This window comes from Bacteroidales bacterium (genome assembly GCA_035342335.1).
Lineage (GTDB): Bacteria > Bacteroidota > Bacteroidia > Bacteroidales > JAGONC01 > JAGONC01.
On record DAOQWY010000002.1, the window covers coordinates 213,577 to 232,313 of the forward strand.

At 50.7% G+C, this 18,737-nt stretch carries 13 protein-coding genes; 7 read left to right on the top strand and 6 right to left on the bottom strand.

Annotation, left to right across the window (positions count from 1 at the left end; genetic code table 11):
- Window positions 1-25: 25 nt before the first annotated feature.
- The 4 genes from PKI34_02080 (at window position 26) to PKI34_02095 (ending at window position 9,775) form a co-directional block, all read left to right on the top strand.
- A complete protein-coding gene (locus PKI34_02080) occupies window positions 26-364 on the top strand; it encodes a ribosome-binding factor A (GenBank protein ID HNS16593.1) in 339 nt (112 codons plus the stop codon).
- Window positions 365-382: 18 nt separating this feature from the next.
- Window positions 383-1,615: an FtsX-like permease family protein gene (locus tag PKI34_02085; protein HNS16594.1), complete on the top strand. Its 1,233-nt coding sequence runs from the start codon at window positions 383-385 to the stop codon at window positions 1,613-1,615.
- 73 nt (window positions 1,616-1,688) lie between these two features.
- Complete coding sequence (locus PKI34_02090) at window positions 1,689-5,600, top strand: C25 family cysteine peptidase (protein ID HNS16595.1); 3,912 nt, start codon at window positions 1,689-1,691, stop codon at window positions 5,598-5,600.
- A 59-nt stretch (window positions 5,601-5,659) separates the two neighbouring features.
- A complete protein-coding gene (locus tag PKI34_02095) occupies window positions 5,660-9,775 on the top strand; it encodes a C25 family cysteine peptidase (protein HNS16596.1) in 4,116 nt (1,371 codons plus the stop codon).
- Window positions 9,776-9,779: 4 nt separating this feature from the next.
- Here PKI34_02095 and PKI34_02100 read toward each other — a convergent pair whose 3' ends face one another.
- The 4 genes from PKI34_02100 to PKI34_02115 all read right to left on the bottom strand — a co-directional run bounded on the left by PKI34_02100 (window position 9,780) and on the right by PKI34_02115 (window position 14,141).
- Window positions 9,780-10,664, bottom strand: a complete 885-nt coding sequence (locus PKI34_02100; protein ID HNS16597.1) for an Omp28 family outer membrane lipoprotein — start codon at window positions 10,662-10,664, stop codon at window positions 9,780-9,782.
- A gap of 10 nt (window positions 10,665-10,674) precedes the next feature.
- Window positions 10,675-12,351 (bottom strand): DUF6029 family protein, encoded by a 1,677-nt coding sequence (locus PKI34_02105; protein ID HNS16598.1) that lies wholly within the window; start codon window positions 12,349-12,351, stop codon window positions 10,675-10,677.
- Window positions 12,352-12,430: 79 nt separating this feature from the next.
- Window positions 12,431-12,973: a TlpA disulfide reductase family protein gene (locus PKI34_02110; GenBank protein ID HNS16599.1), complete on the bottom strand. Its 543-nt coding sequence runs from the start codon at window positions 12,971-12,973 to the stop codon at window positions 12,431-12,433.
- Window positions 12,974-13,157: 184 nt separating this feature from the next.
- Window positions 13,158-14,141: a mannose-6-phosphate isomerase gene (locus PKI34_02115; GenBank protein ID HNS16600.1), complete on the bottom strand. Its 984-nt coding sequence runs from the start codon at window positions 14,139-14,141 to the stop codon at window positions 13,158-13,160.
- Between the two features lie 123 nt (window positions 14,142-14,264).
- On the opposite strand from PKI34_02115, the gene PKI34_02120 reads away from it, so the two are divergent.
- Genes PKI34_02120 through PKI34_02130 form a run of 3 tightly spaced genes read left to right on the top strand, consistent with a single transcriptional unit; the run spans window position 14,265 to window position 15,935 of the window.
- Entirely contained in the window at window positions 14,265-14,852 is a 588-nt protein-coding gene (locus PKI34_02120; protein ID HNS16601.1) for a TIGR00730 family Rossman fold protein, read from the top strand.
- A 25-nt stretch (window positions 14,853-14,877) separates the two neighbouring features.
- Window positions 14,878-15,438, top strand: a complete 561-nt coding sequence (locus PKI34_02125; GenBank protein ID HNS16602.1) for an AAA family ATPase — start codon at window positions 14,878-14,880, stop codon at window positions 15,436-15,438.
- On the top strand, window positions 15,435-15,935 hold the full coding sequence (locus PKI34_02130; protein ID HNS16603.1) for a cytidine/deoxycytidylate deaminase family protein: 501 nt from the start codon (window positions 15,435-15,437) through the stop codon (window positions 15,933-15,935). The genes PKI34_02125 and PKI34_02130 overlap by 4 nt, the downstream gene beginning before the upstream one ends.
- Here PKI34_02130 and PKI34_02135 read toward each other — a convergent pair.
- Window positions 15,915-16,706, bottom strand: coding sequence for a sulfite exporter TauE/SafE family protein (locus PKI34_02135; protein ID HNS16604.1), 792 nt, complete (start codon window positions 16,704-16,706; stop codon window positions 15,915-15,917). The two genes, PKI34_02130 and PKI34_02135, sit on opposite strands and share 21 nt — an antisense overlap.
- 12 nt (window positions 16,707-16,718) lie before the next feature.
- Window positions 16,719-18,629: a 1-deoxy-D-xylulose-5-phosphate synthase gene (dxs, locus tag PKI34_02140; protein HNS16605.1), complete on the bottom strand. Its 1,911-nt coding sequence runs from the start codon at window positions 18,627-18,629 to the stop codon at window positions 16,719-16,721.
- Window positions 18,630-18,737 lie beyond the last annotated feature (108 nt).

The window sequence follows — 18,737 nt, forward strand, 5'->3', positions numbered from 1 at the left end:
ACAGATTATTTCATACATTTGCCGTATGGAAACCACACGGCAGCAAAAAGTCTCCAGGCTTATCCAGAAGGTAAGTGCAGAATTTTTCAGGGTTGAAAGCCAGAATCTTTTTGACGGGGCCATGATCACCGTCACAAAGGTCTATGTGACCAAAGACATGTCCCTGGCCAGGATCTACCTGAGCCTGTTTGCCACTCAAGACAAACAGAAATTGATCCTGACAATCAGGCAACATACCCGGGACATCCGGCGGTACGTGGGCAATGTCCTGAGAAACCAGTTGCGCCTCATCCCTGAGCTTGAGTTCTTCGAAGACGATTCCCTGGATTACATTGACAATATCGAACGTTTACTGCACACCTGAGAAGATCACCTGCAAGCGTTGAACCTCCCGTTTTACATAGCGAAAAGATACCTGTTTTCGAGGAAATCCCACCATATCATCAACATCATATCAGGGATTTCCGTGGCAGGGGTTACCATCGGTACGATGGCACTGATCATCATCCTTTCGGTTTTCAATGGTTTTGAAAGCCTGGTGATCACGCTGTTCAATTCATTCGATCCCGATCTGAAAATTGAGGCGGTGCAGGGTAAGACATTCACACCTGAGGAACTTCCTTCGGAGGAAATTAAACACTTACCCGGTGTCATCCGGTTTACGGAAGTGGTCGAAGAAAACGCCCTGTTAAAATATAAGAACAAACAGTATATTGCAACCATCAAGGGGGTTTCACCGGATTTTGCCGATCAGCATGTACTTGATTCAATGATCATTGAAGGAGAACTGGTATTGAAACGGGGGAAATATTCCCAGGGAATCCTTGGCCTCGGCGTAGCGTATTACCTGGGCATACAGCTGAACGACCCTTTTAATGCCATCTCGGTTTATGTTCCAAAGCGGACCAAAAAGACCCTGACAAGCCTCGAGGATGCTTTCAACAGCGATATGCTTGTCCCGGCCGGGATCTTTTCCATCCAGCAGGATTTTGACGCAAAGTACATCATTGTTCCCGTCGAGTTTGCCAGGAACCTGCTGGAGTATACCGGCGAGGTCACTGCCGTTGAAATCGGATTATCTCCGGAGGCCGACAGGGAACACCTCCAGCAAAAGATCGCAGCGCTTGCCGGAAACGGATTTACGGTCAAGAACCGGTACCAGCAACAGGAAATGCTCTATAAGATCATGAAATCGGAGAAACTGGCCATATTCCTGATCCTTTCGTTTGTCTTGTTCATTGCCACATTCAACATTGTCGGCTCTCTGTCGATGCTGATCATTGATAAGAAAAAGGACATTGTCGTTTTGCAGAGCATGGGGGCCGACCATCCGCTGATCAAAAGGATATTTATGGCCGAAGGGCTGCTGATCTCGCTGTCAGGAGCCATTTTCGGATTGCTGCTGGGAGGATTCATCTGCTGGCTCCAGCAACAGTTTGGCCTTGTCCCGCTGGAAGGGGGAAGCGAATCGTTCGTGATCGACGCCTATCCCGTTGAAATGAGAGCGACCGACTTTATTTATGTTTTTCTTACCGTTTTTGCCATTGGCCTGCTGGCCGCCTGGTATCCGGTACGGCAGATCTCCGGAAAATACCTCCAACAAAAGCTGGCTTAAAGGATAATTTCGTACTTTTGGCCGCTTTATCCCGAACCCTTATTTCAGCACATTCATTTCAAAAAATCTTACCATGGGATTCATAAAAATATACAGAATTGTCTTCATCCTTGCCCTGTTTTTCACCGGGACCGGCCAGCTGCTGGCTGACGGGATTGCCTTGAGGCAGAAGGGCGAAAATAAACTGGAAGTGATCAGGAACACTGCTGATCAGCTCATCCTTCTGAACAGCATCGCCGAGATCAATGCGCTGAAAGTGCAGACTGAAGCAGGCATTTTCGTCCAGCTGGGCATTCCGGGTTATTCGTACACGGAAGTGACCGGCGAACCGCAATTACCGGTCAACCGACGGCTGATCGAAGTACCTGCCGGATCCACTCCTCACGTTGAAATCGTCAGCTATGCCGTTGAGGAGTATTCCTTACCCGGGCTCGGGATCCAGTTTCCTGTATTCCCCGACCAGCCTCCCTGTCCCAAATCCTCCTCAACCCTTCCTCCTTTTGAATACAAAATAACGGTTTATCAACAAGATGACTTCTGGGGACAGGAGCTTGTCACAGTGGATGTACTGGGCGTGCTCAGGGGTGTACGGCTGGGCAGGGTGAACATCTGTCCTTTCGCTTATAATCCTGTTAAACAAATACTTCGTGTCTATCATGATCTTCGGGTGGAGATCACCTTCCCGAATGCGGACATGGCAAAAACAGAGCAGCTGAAATCCCTGATGGAGAATCCCTATTTCAGGTCGGTCGGTAACTCGCTGTTAAATCATAAACCGTTCACCAGGACCGACACCATCGCCCAGGTTCCCGTTAAATATGTCATTGTTTCGGACCCGATGTTTCAGGAGCAGCTGCAGCCCTTCGCTGAATGGAAGACCAAAAAGGGATTCCAAGTGATGGAGGCATACACCGATGATCCGCTGGTAGGGACAACCACCGCGTCCATCAAGGCATTTCTGCAGGGATTGTATGAAGCGGGCACAACCGCCGATCCCGCACCCTCCTTTGTCCTGTTCGTTGGTGATGTTGCCCAGGTGCCGGCCTGGAACCTCAGCGGTGAATCTGACCGTGAATACTGTGAATACACCGGTGATCTTTTCCCGGAGGTGTATTACGGACGTTTTTCGGCCACCAATCCCGATCAGTTGCAGCCACAGATCGACAAGACCCTGATGTACGAACAGTTCACCATGCCCGATCCTTCCTACCTGGGAGAGGTGGTCATGATCGGAGGCATGGATGGGTCTTTCGGACATGATTGGGCAAACGGGCAGATCACTTACGGTACGGAAAATTATTTCAACGAAGCCCACGGCATCCTTTCGCACACTTATCTGTATCCCAATTCAGGACCGAGCGAGGATCAGATCCGCCAGGATATCAGCAACGGAGTTGCCTACGCAAATTATACTGCCCACGGCAGTCCGAGCGGATGGGCAAATCCTTCTTTTTCGACATCGGATATTGCTTCGCTGCAAAATGAGGGCAAGTATGGGCTATTGGTTGGTAATGCCTGTTCAACAAGCGAGTTTGCGACCAGTGCCTGTTTTGCAGAAGAAATGCTGAGGGCTGTCGATAAAGGCTCAATCGGTTATATCGGAGGCTCAAACAGTACGTACTGGGATGAGGATTATTACTGGGGAGTGGGCGTCGGTCCCATTTCCGAAGATCCGCCCGCATATGAAGAAACATCCCTGGGAGCCTATGACCGGATGTTCCACGATCACGGCGAGAACATTTCAGACTGGTATACGACGCAGGATCAGATGATCTATGCCGGCAACCTGGCCGTAACGGAAGGGTCACCCAGCATGGCTGAATATTACTGGGACATCTACAACCTGATGGGTGATCCTTCGCTCACACCTTACCTGGGTGTTCCGGCAACACTGGCAGTCACCTACGATCAGCTCATGCCCCTGGCCTCCACCTCTTTCACCATCACTGCAGAACCCAATGCCTATGTGGCGATATCCAGGGATAACGTGCTCCACGGCTCCGCTTTTGCCAATGAGGAAGGTGTCGCCGTAGTGACACTCACACCCATCACCGTTCCCGGCACTGCGGATGTTGTCGTGACAGCCCAGAACCGACAGCCCCATATCGGCACCGTCGTGGTTGCCTCACCGGAAGGTCCATACATTCTGATGAATGCATTCCAGGTAAATGATGCAACCGGTAACGGCAATCAGCTGGCCGATTATGGCGAAGATGTCAGGCTGAACATTACTCTGAAGAACGTCGGAAGCTCTGACGCCAGTAACCTGACAGCGACGCTGACCACGGATGATCCCTTTGTTGACATTACCGAGGGTGTCTTCAACTGGCCGGATATCCAGAGTGACTCCGTCTCCGGTCAGGAAAACGTCTTTATGATCCATGTGCAGGATTCCATTCCGGATCTTCATAAAGCGGTTTTCACCCTTGAACTGTCCGACGGCAGTGAAACCTGGACCTCCCCGATCCAATTCTTGATCCATGCTCCGCTGTTCATCCCGGGGAATTATATCATTGTTGACGACATCTATGGTAATGGTAACGGCAACCTGGATGCCGGTGAAGTTGCCGATCTGTATTGTGAGATCACCAACGGCGGGCACGCTTCATCCGGGCAGGTTATAGCGGGGATGAACTGTGAGAACGAATTCATTTTCCTGAATTCCTTCACCGACCAGCTTACCACGATTGCAGCAGGGGAAACACATCAGGCCCATTTCACGTTAACGGTGGATCCGGCTGCCCCGATCGGCAATGTGGCCACATTCGGCCTGCAGATCACCAGTGATCCTTACGCTGCGGAGAGATCTTATCAGCTTAAGATCGGTAAAATCAGCGAGGACTTTGAAACGGCTGATTTTGAAGCTTTTAACTGGGCACTGGGCGGTGATGCTGAATGGCAGGTCCAGGAAGGTGGATATTCCGGAAATTTCTGTGCGCGCTCCGGGGCCATCACCCATCTCCAGGAAACGGTCCTGATGATCACCATTGATGTTTTAACCGACGACTCGATCAAATTTTACCGGAAAGTCTCATCCGAATCCGGATATGATTTCCTGAAATTCTACATTGATGGCTTCATGAAGGCTGGATGGTCGGGAAACCAGGACTGGGAGCTGGTCTCTTTTCCGGTGTCGCAGGGAACACGGACCTTCCGGTGGATCTATAGCAAAGACACCTATGCATCCTCGGGCAGCGACTGCGGGTGGATCGACCTGATCGAGTTCCCGGCCATGGCCACCGATCCGGGTCCCTTCAGCCTCTATGCCTTTGCCAACCCGCAGCAGATCTGCCAGGGATCTTCCGCCATGCTGTTTGCCATCCCCAGCGGGGGAACAGGAACGTATTCGTATGCGTGGGAACCATCCTCTTCCTTAAATGATCCGACCATCTTTAACCCGCTGGCTTCTCCGATAGATGAAACCGAATATACGGTTACGGTCACCGATGGGCAGGAGACCCTTTCGGCCGAAATCACCGTGAGCCTGAAGCCCAGGCCAGAAGCCCCTTCCATCTCACAGGTGGACCAAATGCTTGTATCCAGTGCATCCGAAGGGAACCAGTGGTACCGGGAAGGTGTGCTGATCGAGGGGGCCACCGGCCAATCCCTTCTTCCACCCAATACAGGTGAGTACTGGGTAACGGTCACCGGGGATAATGGCTGTGAATCGGAACCATCCAATACGATTTACTATATGTATACATCCCTGGGTGAGCCTGCCAGGTCGAACACACTGGAAATTTACCCCAATCCCTTCAGTGAACTTGTCCAGTTCCGCTATGCGCTGGAGGAAGCATCTCCTGTCAGGATCCGTGTATACAATCTAAACGGGGAAACGGTCAGAATACTCCTCAACGGGGAAAAAATGGACAAGGGAACCCATACCGTCACTTTATCGGCAGAAGGACTGGAACCGGGCGTCTATTATTGCCGGTTTGAATCGGCCGGACATATTGAGGTGAGGAAAATAATTCTTGCCAAATAATTGGCAATTAACGAAATTTATTCTACTTTTAACCGCTTGTTTACGACAGCTTCACGACCATGAAGAAGTTATTACTATTCATTCCGTTGATTATCAGCTGGATGAGTAATGTGACCGGCCATGAATGGGTGAGCATTCAATCCACGCAACCCACTACGGCCAGGACAGAGCTCTTGGAATCCACTCTGGAACGATCAACCCTTTATTTTCATTTTGATGGTTTTTTCCTTGACGAGGTGGCCACACCAAAAGGGCCCGCTTTTGTGATCGGTCTGGATCAGGGAACACCCATCCTGGAGGCCGGATCACCTGACCTGCCCAAACTGACCGCTTCGCTGATCATTCCTGACCTTGCCCGGATGGATGTCAGGGTTACGGGTTCCTCCTATACGGATTATCACGATATTTTCATTGCCCCATCCAAAGGCAATCTTACCCGTGACATTGATCCTGCCACTGTTCCATATGTATTTGGCAAAGCCTATAACAGGGATGAATTTTACCCCGGAACCCTGGCTCAGCTTCAAACACCTTATATCTTAAGGGATTACAGGGGACAGACCGTGATTGTTTTTCCCTTTCAGTATAATCCAATCACCCGCACCCTGAGGGTGTACCACTCTGTCACCATCGAAATCAAACAAATCGACGATGCGGGAGTCAATCCATTCATCCGAAGCGGAAAAACTGACCGCGTGGATGCTGAGTTCAACCGGATCTATGAACGTCATTTCGTGAATATTCAGCAGGTTCGTTATACCCCGGTGGAGGAACAGGGAAACATGCTGGTGATCTGCCACGGTGACTTCCTGGATGAGATGGAACCCTTCATCCAATGGAAACGAATGACCGGCATCCCCATCGAAATGGTCGATGTGGCAACCATCGGGAACGCAACACAGATTAAGGCTTACGTTCAGGATTACTATGCTTCGAACGGCCTCACATTCCTTCTCCTGGTCGGAGATGCCGCTCAGGTTCCCACACATCCGTATGGCGGAGTTGCCGCTTCCGACAACAGTTATGGCTTCATCTCCGGGAACGATTCCTATGCCGAGGTTTTTGTCGGGCGATTTTCAGCAGAAACGCCTGAACAGGTCATCACGCAGGTTGAACGGGTCATCAACTATGAAAAGAACCCTCCGGTCAGCACCGACTGGTTCACCCATCAGGCCGGCATCGCCTCCTCACAGGGTCCCGGTGATGACGATGAGATGGACTATCAGCATATGCGGAATATTCAGTCCGACCTGCTGAATTATACCTATACAACTTGTTCGGAATTATTTGACGGAACGCAGGGAAATCTGGATGCTCCGGGGAATCCTACCCCCGCCATGGTTGCCTCCGAAGTCAACGCCGGCGTCAGTATGATCACCTATACGGGGCACGGGAGTGAGATCTCCTGGGGTACATCCGGATTCTCTAATTCCAATGTGGATCAGCTCACCAACACGCACATGCTGCCTTTCATCTGGTCGGTGGCCTGCAGCAACGGAGTGTTCACCGGGTCCACCTGCTTTGCAGAAGCCTGGCTGAGAGCTACAGATGACGCAGGTGAACCTGCAGGGGCCATTGCCACCCTGATGTCAACCGTCAGTCAGTCCTGGGATCCGCCCATGGATGGTCAGGATGAAATGATCGATATCCTGGTTGAAAGTTATTCGGATAACATCAAACGTACCTTCGGAGGAATTTCCTTCAATGGTTGCATGAAAATGAATGACGACTATGGTGCGGATGGGTATTATGAAACCAATGCCTGGATGTGCTTCGGTGATCCCTCACTGGTGGTAAGGACTGCCCTCCCCCAGACCATGACCGTCACGCACGATCCCGTTATTTTCATAGGTGCATCACAATTCATTGTAAACTCTACGACTGAAGGGGCCCAGATAGGCCTGACGGTTGACGATCTGCTGATAGGCTCTGCCATTGTTCAGGATGGGATTGCCGTTGTCGAATTCGAACCTCTCCTGCTGGAGGATACCCTGATGGTTGTTACCACGGCCTATAACTGCCTTCCTGTCATCACGGAGGTCCCGATCGTACCACCGGATGGGCCTTATGTGATCTACAGTGCCTGTACCATCAACGACGCCGGATCCAATGGCAACGGGTTGGTGGATTACGGAGAGCAGGTGTTGCTGAATGTGGTTCTTGCCAATGTCGGAACAGAGGAAGCCAACGGTGTGACAGCCGTCCTGACGTGCGGAAATCCCTATGTCACCCTGACCGATGACACGGAAGCATACGGGACCATTCTCCCCGACAGCAACAAGACGGTTAATGACGCCTTTGGTTTTCAGGTGAGTGCCGATGTACCGGATGGGGAAATCATCCTGTTCAGCCTTCAGATCTCCGGTGAAGGAGAGGTGCAATGGAATAGCCATTTTACCCTGGTAGCTCATGCACCCGTACTGTCCATGGGTACGTTCACCATACTGGATCCTGAAGGAAACAATAACGGCAAACTGGATCCGGGCGAATCAGCACAGATCACGATCCAGATCAGCAATACCGGCACAGCCGGGGCACAAAACGTTCAGGGCCTGTTATCCTCTACGGATGAATATATCATCGTCGAGCAACCACTCATCCAATATGGAACCATCACCGGAGGAGGTACAACTGAAGGTGCATTCACGGTAATTGCCTCCGGGGAAACACCTGCAGGTCATTTGGCTGCATTTACGCTGGCCATCACCGCGGATCAGGGTTTGACGGGGAACGGAAGCTTCTCGGCGCTCATCGGACAGGTCCCTGTTCTCATACTTGACCTGGATCCCAACCACACCTCCGGCCCCATTATGCACCAGACCATTCTGGATCTCGGGATTGCGTGTGACTACCTCACTGTTTTTCCTGCGGATCTGAAACTGTATTCATCTGTATTCGTATGCCTTGGAGTCTATTCGTCCAATCATGTACTGACACAGAATGAGGGCGACACACTGGCCACTTACCTCAACCTGGGAGGAAATCTGTACATGGAAGGTGCCGATACCTGGGCCTACAATATGCCCACACCGGTGCATTCCATGTTCCTCATCAACGGTGATCAGGATGGCAGTGGAGACCTCAGCGTTTTGGCCGGGGTGGGCGAGACCTTTACAGAAGGAATGCAGTTCGCCTATTCAGGTGAAAACAGCTATGTGGACCGCATCCAACCCGTTAGCCCGGCCTTTCTCCTGTTCATGAACCAGAGTCCGGTCTACGGATGTGCTGTTGCCAACGACGCCGGCACCTACCGGACCATCGGAGCCTCTTTTGAATTCGGGGGATTGAACGATGCCCAGGCTCCTTCCACAAAGAGCACCCTGATGGTTTCCTACCTGGATTTCTTTGGTGTACAGCAGGCACCGCTGGGAACGGTCACCGGCAGTGTTACTGAAGCGGTTACCGGAAATCCGATACCCGGTGCAGAAGTTTCCGTCGGGATTCATGTTGCTTATGCCAATGATGAAGGAATCTTTTCAGGTAATTTTCCCGTGGGAGAATGGCCGGTTTGCGCTCAAGCAACCGGTCACGAAATGACCTGTACATACCTGACCATTTATGAAGATTCCGCTGTGATCCAAAATTTTATCCTGTCTTACCTTACCCCGCCTTCCAACCTTCAGGTCGAACTGAACGAGAATATTGCCAGCCTGACGTGGGAATGGGCTTCGGACAGGCTGTTTGCAAATTTCTGCGTGTACAGGAGCAAAGATGAAGGCGAATTTGAACTGATCGCCAATCCAACGGAATTGTTTTACAACGACGCACTGAGCCTGTCGGGGATTTACCGTTACTTTGTAACCGCCGTCTACAGTGAAAACAGTGAAAGTGAAGCAACCAATCTGGTTTCGGTGGAGTTTACAGCGACGGGTATCAACAATCCTGAACTAATTCCTCAGCATACGAAGCTTGGATCCAACTATCCCAATCCATTCAATGAAACGACCAAATTGCGCTTCGATCTCAGCAGGGACGGGGATGTCGTCATTGAGATTTTTAAGGTATCCGGTGAAAAAGTACGTACACTGCTGCATGAAAATACGATGGCCGGTCAACATGAAATTGAATGGGACAGCAAAGACGATCAAGAAAGACCCGTTCCCTCAGGTGTTTACGTTTTCCAGTTAAAATCCGGCACCTATCTTCAGTCCAGGAAGATGATCCTCATCAGGTAGGCTGTTACCTTACCGAGACCTGGGATACCTGAAGAACCTCGTACGTATCCGCATCATAGGCAAAAGCGACTACCCGGCACTTATAAGGGTCCCAAACTTCGTTGAGGTAAACCTTGTAGCTTTTCGTGACTTCCGTATCCTTGGCCATGATGACTCCCCGCTGAGCAATCTGTATACCCCAGGGCGTATTGATCGCACTTCGCAGCACATGGTTATGTTCATAGTTGAGGATCTCCGGAGTGGCGCCCACATCGGGATTGTTGTTCTTCTGCGGAGCGATGATCTCATCTTCCGTTATCATAACGCTGAGGTTCAGGTTCCGGTTCGTTTCCCTGACGAACACGGTCTGGATATGGGTACAGAGTTTCCGGTCACTTTCCTGAAAATCGTTGATGATCTCAACGGTCAATTCTGGTTCCTTTTCCAGTTGGCTGGCGATCTTATCGCTCCAGGCACCGGGTGACAAAATGTGTGCGCTGTTATATCCAATCCTGTCGACCATCCCGTTAGGATTTCCCACTTTCGATATTCCAAAGAAGGTATCCCACTCATTTCCTGCTTCCGTTCTGAAATCAGCCGTATAATTCCCACCCATGGGCGTGGCAAAAAAACCGGCATGAATCGAGATCACGACCAGCCGGTCACCCGATGCAGCCTGAAGGTCGTGGGCTGTAACTGCCGCTGTGGGGCAATTCACGCAAAGATGACCGGTGTAATCCTCAAGGAGAACCCGTTTTACCGGATCATGAATGTGCGGAAAATTGGGCACCGGACATTCACTGGTATCGGCTCCCCCAACATCAACAAGGTAGGGAGCCTCCACTTCATCACAGGAAAGTAAGAAAGAGGATGCCAGAAGAAAGAGTGAAAAATATCCTGTATATTTCATTTCAATGTTCTTAAAAACTACTGGTCAATGTAAGTGTGAATCCATTGGAAGCCGGAACGTTCCGGCACACCCCCCCGACACAGATGATCCCCTCCCTCTGCCGGGCATACCGGAGCTCAATGCGGCTCGATTCATGCATAAATCCAAATCCGACATTATAATAATGGAAACGTTTGTCCTTGTCAGGGTTGCCATAATTATACTGATCAAATACCACGACAAACCAGTGCGGGGATATGGTATATTCAAGCAGCCCCATCGCCCAGTCGCCTTTGTCCTGCTGACTCCACAAATGCTGCAGCTCCGCGCGCAACGAATGTGTGTCATTGATCCGGTATACCAGATCCGCTACCGCCGTATGGGCATAAACGACAGGTTCACCCGTATGCCCTTCGATCACTTCAATGTTGTACATCTGGTACAAATAAAACAGGATCGCTTTGAAGGATGGGTTGAATTTCCGTGACAGCTCGACATTGAGTTCTTCATAGTACCTTGTATCCCCCCTGCCGAAAAGACCTGCTTCATAACCATCCGTGCCCGGCTGCCCAATGCTGGTCGTATCATTGACGGCCGATCGCTTGATATCATTTGTGCTGGAGTACGCAAGTTTGATTGTCGTCCCGTATTTTCCACCGATTTTCGATTTTTTCGGGATCGTATAAACCACCTGCCCCAGAATCCCGAGTTCTCCGTTGGGCTGGGTAGCATAAGGATAAATGGCAGCCAAGGAGTAGGAATATTGATCGGTCAACGGAGGTAAGAAATTGATGTCCAGCGCATTGCTTGTCTCTGTACGCTTTGACTTGAAGCTCATATTGTCAATGTACTTACTGCTCAGGGTCACGCCGAGTCCTTTAACTGAATAGCTGGCGCTCAGCCAGATCGCCTGGCCATTTTTATAAATGTAATTGTTGATGGCGGACGGATCGTTGATTTTCATGGCATATTCTCCAGCCAGGGTGAATCCCCCGCGGATCAGGTTCAGACGTGCGGCCCAGGCGCCCACGTTCAACGGCAGACTCAGCATATGGCTCTCATCGGTCATGATTTGCTCATCATCCTGGTATTTACTGACAAAGCTTCCTCCCAGGATGATGCGCGTCCGGGCCTTTGCCCATTGCTGGATCACGTCATTGAAATTGATCTCTCCATCCACGCCACGGACGATGGCAGGGCCCTTATCCCAGAAAAACCGTTGCTTCCCGATCACACCCTTCAGCAGGATTCCCCGGACAGGTTCGATTTTGGCTCTGAAACCATCGATGGAATTATCGTATCCCAGATTCCATTCTTCGTAGCTTCTCAGGATCAGACCATTTCCAAACTGCTCATAGAAATTTCCCGCGGTCAGGTCAAACATCCCTTTTTTGAACTGGACAAACCGGTACGGTATGCCCTGTCCTTTGTATCTCGGATCGAATCCGGTTATCGGATTAAGGTACCCTTCATAACGTATACCTGCTGTAAAAGGACCATTTGCGTAGATCACATTCAGAAAGCCATTCATCAGCAATTTTTCATTCACGTCAGGAGCCCCGATGGCCGAGTCGGGTTTGTAGGTCTGGGCATCCAGCTGAAAGCTTCCGTGAACGTCACCCCCCAGGAAATTCTGGGCAGTGCCAATGCAAGGGATCAAGATTAACAAAAAAATAAATATCCGGACGAAGAGTAACAGGTTATTCATGGTCATTCTTTGTCATTCGAGGTCATTATTGTCATTGACACAGAGTAGCAAGCTGAGCGAAATATATACTTATTAAACTTTATTCACCTGAGTCCTTCGATGAGATATCTTCACCTGCTTTGACTTTACGGACAAGGTCAATAAGTTCAAGTTCAGCACCTTCGGTGAATGAAGTGTGCTGCCACACGATTTCACCTTTTCCGTTCAACAGGAACGTGTGCGGGATCAGGTTGACATTCATGGCACGCTTGAAATCCCCGTTTGGATCAAGATAAATGTCAAAATCCCATCCTTTTCCGTTAACAAAAGGCATCACCTTGGAGGATGACCTGGAGTCGTCGATGGATATTGCCACAAGCCTGACACCCGTTTCTTCCTGCCACTCATCATAGACATCGCTGATCGTTGTCAGCTCCCTGACGCAGGGTTTGCACCACAACGCCCAGAAGCTGATGATCATCGGATTCCCTTCGTTTGTCAGGTCAGCGGTATTGAAATTTTGCCCATCCACAGTTTTGACGGTGACAGAGGGGATCGTTCGGTTGGCTTTATCATCTCCCTGGGCAGAACACATCCATCCGGTGACCAGGAATGCCAAAAACAGAACACCAATTCTTTTCATAGGATAACATATTGATAGAGGGTGATATACGAGTTTAAAACACGGGACAAATTTACATAATTCTCTGTTCGCCGACAGCAGGGTTTTCAATTTAGCCTAAGTCTAAAGAGCAGGGCCATCCTGTACCAATTTTTGTACCACGCTAGGTCGCTCAGGCTTAAAACCGGCACAGCGTGCTTTCTGTTTACGCCTCAACATAAACCTCCAGCAAGTCAACGGTTGGAGAAGGGAATAGCTGGAATTCAGGAATCTCAGCAGGTACGAGGACTGCATCACCGCTGACCAGGGGCAGGCGTCCCTCCCGGCAGACCAGTTCTGCACGGCCCCCCGTGCAAACATAGACCACAAAAGAATCCGGTTTTGCGAATTCCTTCCACGACGGTTTGGTGAGCTGCAGCAGGTTTGTCGTAAAATAGGGACTTTCAACCAGGGTGACCGCTGCGTTCGGCTTTCCCGAATAGTGGATCCGGCTCTGATCACCCACCTGGTAGTCAATGGCGTCAAGAGCCTGACTGATGTGCAATTCACGCCTGTTGCCCTGCGGATCCGTCCTGTCCCAGTCATAGACCCGGTAGGTGATATCGGAGGCCTGCTGGATCTCTGTCAGTAAAATGCCCGGTCCGAGTGCATGGATCCTCCCGGCAGGCAAATAAAAAACATCGCCAGCCGTTACCTTTTCCGTATTCAAGATCTCACGGAGGGACCCGTTTTGCAAATGATCAAGGAATTGCTGACGATCAACGGGCTTCCTGAACCCGCTGATCAATTCTGCGTCAGGCCCGGCATCGATCACATACCACATTTCCGTTTTGCCATAGCCCTGGTGCCGCTCCAAAGCCAGTTCATCATCGGGGTGGACCTGGACCGACAGGTAATCATTGGAATCAATGAATTTAAAAAGGAGCGGGAACCGATCTCCGAACTTTTCAAATACCGGCCCTCCCACCAAGTCGTCCATATACACCTCCACAAGCTCATTGAGTTCATTGCCGGCCAGGAAACCATTGCTGACGACGGTACTTTCACCTTCCACCCCTGAGATAAGCCAAACTTCACCACAATTGGGCAGGGGAGAGAAGTCCTTGCCGAGCAAGGTCTTTATACGCTGTCCCCCCCAGATCTTCTCCTTGTAAACAGGCCGGAATAATAAAGGATATAGACTGTTCATTTATGCAGGTCCTGGATGGATTCAGTCCAGGCATCAAAAGTAAAAAAAAACCAGCACAATGATTTTTTCTAAGGCCTCCATTCATCCTTTTTCTACTTTTGTTCTGTTACAGGAGCAAAGCAGATGAAAAAGCTGGGTGTGTTTTGTGGTTCGAGCATGGGGGGGGCGATGATGTACCGGGAAAAAGCAGCTGAGCTGGGGGAGCAACTGGCCAGGCGACAGATCACCCTTGTGTTCGGAGGAGCCAACATTGGCTTGATGAAAGCGTTGGCCGACGGTGTACTGCATAACGGAGGAAGGGTCATTGGAGTGATGCCTCAGATCCTGGTCGAAAAGGAGATTCTCCACGAATCGCTGAATGAGGTCATCATTGTGGACTCAATGCATGAGCGGAAGGCCAGAATGGCCGGGCTGGCGGATGCATTCATGGCATTGCCCGGCGGCTTTGGAACATTGGACGAACTGGCCGAGATCCTGTCGTGGAACCAGCTGGAGGTCATTTCCAAACCGCTTGCACTGTTCAATGTGAACAACTATTTCGGTCATTTGATCCGGTTCCTGGATCACTGCGTTGATGAACGGTTTTTACGCATTGAGCACAGGAACAATATTCTTGTGGGAGAAGACTGCACGGAGCTGCTTGACCGGCTGGCAACTTTTATTCCGGTTCAGGTCCACAGTAAATGGGTGGATGAACTCAAACTCATGTAATCAACCAAACAACCCTACAGACAGGATGCTCATCATTGGGATCACCGGTACGCTTGGAGCAGGAAAAGGGACCATTGTCCGGTATCTTACCCGGGACCTCGACTTTGCACATTATTCGGTAAGGGCATTTGTTTCGGAGGAGATCCGTTCCAGGGGCCTCCCGGTGAACAGGGACACGATGGTCGAGGTAGCCAATGACCTGAGGGCAAAGCACTCCCCATCGTACATCATCGACCAGCTGTATGAGCAAGCGTCAGAGGAGGGCAGGAATGCGATCATCGAAAGTATCCGGACACCCGGAGAAGTGGAATCCTTAAGGAAAAAAGGAAATTTCCATTTATTTGCCGTGGATGCGATTCCCCTTCTGAGGTATGAACGGATCCAGGTGCGGGAAAGCGAAACCGACCACGTCACCTTTGAAACGTTTCTTGAGAACGAGCAGCGGGAGTATTCCTCGGATGATCCGAACAAGCAAAACCTGAAAAAATGCATTGAAATGGCCGACCATTTTTTTGAAAACAATGGCACCATCGAACATCTCTGTCTTCAGGTTCAGGAAGTGCTGGATATAATCATGGAGCAATGACAGAATCATCCAAAGAGAAGTACCACCGTCCCTCCTGGGATGAATATTTCATGGAGGTTGCCCATACGATCGGCCGGCGGGCCACCTGTGACCGGGGGCGCAGCGGATGCGTCGTTGCCCGTGACCGCCAGTTGCTCGTAACGGGTTATGTGGGCTCGCCTGTTGGCTTACCACATTGTGATGACGTGGGTCACCTTTTGAAAAAGATCATCCACGAGGATGGATCGATCAGCCAGCATTGTGTCAGAACCGTACATGCCGAACAGAATGCGATCTGCCAGGCTGCCAGGCTGGGCATTTCGCTTCAGGGAAGCACCCTGTACTGCCGCATGACACCTTGCAGGACCTGTGCAATGCTGATCATCAACTGCGGCATTGTCAGGGTAGTGTGTGAATATAAGTATCACCTGGCGGAGGAAAGCGAAGAGATGTTTAAAACCGCAGGAATTGAAATCGCGTATGTCAGGAACGAGGTCCTAAAGTACAGGGATCAGTAATCCTTTTATATCGATGAATCCGAAGATCTGTGCAGCGGTAAGGAGTATGACCACAAGGATGACCCACCTTACAAAGTTGGCCCCCTTTTTAACCGCCAGCCTGGAGCCGATCAATCCGCCAACGACGTTCCCGGTACCCAGGATCAGACCGTAGGCATAATCAACCTGCCCGTTTAGGATGAACACAACCAGTGCAAAAGGCGTAAAAATGAAATTTACCAGGACTTTCAGCGCATTGGCTTTTACCAGTTCATAGCCCGCACTGAACACGAGGCCTGCCAGCAAAAAATACCCGACCCCCATCTGGATGAATCCCCCATAGACCCCTATCAGGAAAAAGATCACGATCTGGATCCAGCTCACCTTCTTTTCAATCAGTTCCTTACGTTCCGTGATCCACCGCTCGGGTTTCCAGAGGATAAATACGGCCATCAGGAGCATGATCACGGCAATGGAATATTCGATGGCCTTTTCGTTGACATCCACGGCTATCCAGGCGCCCAGGACGGAGCCCGCCACTGCCGGAATGGCCAGCCAGCGGCCCTTCTTCCAGTCAAGGACCTTTTGCTGCGAAAAGCTGCTCACCGCTGCCACATTCTGCATCAAGATGCCGATGCGGTTGGTACCATTGGCAATATTCGCCGGAAGCCCGAGGAGCATCAACACCGACAGGGAAATGATGGAACCTCCGCCAGCAAGCGTGTTGATGAACCCTACCATGGTTCCGGCAACCACGAGTACGACGCCCTCTGTCAGGGTTATGGAATCCACAGATCTTGGTGTTTATTCGTTGATCATTTCTTTCACGCTCCGGATGATGCCTTTCGGATCGTATCCGCATTCTGCCTGAAGCTCCTGGATGGTTCCCTGTTCGATGAACTGATCGGGAACCCCCAGGCGATAAACCCGGGCCGAATGGGAATGATCTGCCATGTACTCCAGAACTGCACTCCCCAGGCCTCCGACAACCGTACCGTCCTCCACGGTGATGATTTTGCTGAATCGTTTGAAAACATCCTGGAGGAGATCCGCATCCAGAGGTTTTAAAAACCGCATGTCGTAATGCGCCGGAGTGATGTGATCCTTTTTCAGCTGTTCAATGGCTTCGATGACCGTATTTCCGACAGGGCCTATCGAAAGGATGGCGATACCCGAACCGTCGCTGATGAGCCGTCCCCTTCCGATGTCCAGTTTTTCAAAAGGCGTTTTCCATTCAGGCATGACACCACGTCCGCGGGGATACCGGATGGCAAACGGGCCGATCGGTTCCAGCTGCGCCGTGTACATCAGGTTCCGGAGTTCCCGTTCATTGAGAGGTGAAGCGATGATCATGTTGGGAACCGAACGCAGGTATGCCATATCAAAGATCCCGTGGTGCGTTGCTCCATCCTCTCCCACCAGTCCGCCACGGTCGAGACAGAAGACGACGTGCAGTTTTTGAAGCGCAACATCATGGATCAGCTGGTCATAGGCACGCTGCAGAAAAGTGGAGTAGATGTTACAGAAGGGAATCATACCCTCTGCAGCCAGCCCCGCGGAGAACGTGACCGCATGCTGCTCTGCAATCCCGACATCAAACGCCCGGTGAGGCATTTGATGCATCATGATGTTCAGGGAACTCCCGGTGGGCATCGCGGGCGTTATGCCTACAATCAGGGGATTCAGTTCAGCCAGCTCGAGCAGTGTCCGGCCAAAGACCGTTTGATATTTGGGGGCCTTTTTGCCGGGACAAGTATTTTCCGTTTCGACAAGTTCGCCCGTATCCTTATCAAAGGTCCCGGGAGCGTGATAAATGGTCTTCTCCTTCTCAGCCATATGGAACCCTTTGCCCTTGACGGTGATGACGTGCAGCAGTTTCGGTCCCTGGATGTTTTTAAGATCCCGTAGCAATTTGGTCAGCTTGATCACATCATGCCCGTCCACAGGACCGAAATACCTGAAATTCAACGCCTCGAATAAATTGGATCCCTTCAGGATCGAAGATTTGACCGCGTTGCCGATCTGTTTTACCACAGCCCGGGAATTTTTACCGTATTTGGTGCGGCCCCCCATCAAGATCCAGATCTTGTCCCTGAACTTATTATAGGCCGGGGAGGTGACGATCCTGAGCAGGTACTGGCTGAGCGCGCCAACGCTCTGATCAATGGCAATCCCGTTATCATTCAGTATCACCAGCATGTTCGCGTTCGATACACCCGCGTTGTTCATGGCCTCAAGGGCCATTCCGGCTGCAATGGCTCCATCCCCGATCACCGCAATGTGCAGGCGACCATTGTTCTCTTTAAGGCTGGATGCTACCGCCATACCCAGTACAGCCGAGATGGAAGTGGAAGAATGACCCACCCCAAACGAATCATACTCACTTTCCGACATCTTCGGAAAACCACTGATGCCCTTGTATTTCCTGTTTTGAGAAAACTGTTCTCTCCGGCCTGTCAGGATCTTGTGCGCATAGGCCTGATGACCTACGTCCCAGATCAACCGGTCAAAAGGTGTATCAAATACATAATGGATGGCAACCGCCAGCTCAACTGCACCCAGACTCGATCCCAGATGACCGGGATTATTGGCAGTCTGCTCAATGATGAACTCCCTGATCTCCCCGCAAAGACGGGGCAGCTCTTCTTCCTTCAGGTTTTTAAGATCCTGTGGAAAGTTGATGTGGAAAAGGAGGCTATCGGGAGGAAGAGACATGGAAATGATGCTGTTATTCGTTGTTATTTGTTGTCATTCGTTGTCATTCGTTGTCATTCGTTGTCATTCGTTGTCATTCGTTGTCATTCGTTGTCATTCGTTGTCATT

What these genes read in the sequence shown, in the direction of transcription:
- PKI34_02080 (HNS16593.1), top strand. Translation starts at nt 26, where the DNA reads ATGGAAACCACACGGCAGCAAAAAGTCTCCAGGCTTATCCAGAAGGTA.
- PKI34_02090 (HNS16595.1), top strand. Translation starts at nt 1,689, where the DNA reads ATGGGATTCATAAAAATATACAGAATTGTCTTCATCCTTGCCCTGTTT.
- PKI34_02095 (HNS16596.1), top strand. Translation starts at nt 5,660, where the DNA reads ATGAAGAAGTTATTACTATTCATTCCGTTGATTATCAGCTGGATGAGT.
- PKI34_02100 (HNS16597.1), bottom strand. Translation starts at nt 10,664, where the DNA reads ATGAAATATACAGGATATTTTTCACTCTTTCTTCTGGCATCCTCTTTC.
- PKI34_02105 (HNS16598.1), bottom strand. Translation starts at nt 12,351, where the DNA reads ATGAATAACCTGTTACTCTTCGTCCGGATATTTATTTTTTTGTTAATC.
- PKI34_02110 (HNS16599.1), bottom strand. Translation starts at nt 12,973, where the DNA reads ATGAAAAGAATTGGTGTTCTGTTTTTGGCATTCCTGGTCACCGGATGG.
- PKI34_02115 (HNS16600.1), bottom strand. Translation starts at nt 14,141, where the DNA reads ATGAACAGTCTATATCCTTTATTATTCCGGCCTGTTTACAAGGAGAAG.
- PKI34_02120 (HNS16601.1), top strand. Translation starts at nt 14,265, where the DNA reads ATGAAAAAGCTGGGTGTGTTTTGTGGTTCGAGCATGGGGGGGGCGATG.
- PKI34_02125 (HNS16602.1), top strand. Translation starts at nt 14,878, where the DNA reads ATGCTCATCATTGGGATCACCGGTACGCTTGGAGCAGGAAAAGGGACC.
- PKI34_02130 (HNS16603.1), top strand. Translation starts at nt 15,435, where the DNA reads ATGACAGAATCATCCAAAGAGAAGTACCACCGTCCCTCCTGGGATGAA.
- dxs (HNS16605.1), bottom strand. Translation starts at nt 18,629, where the DNA reads ATGTCTCTTCCTCCCGATAGCCTCCTTTTCCACATCAACTTTCCACAG.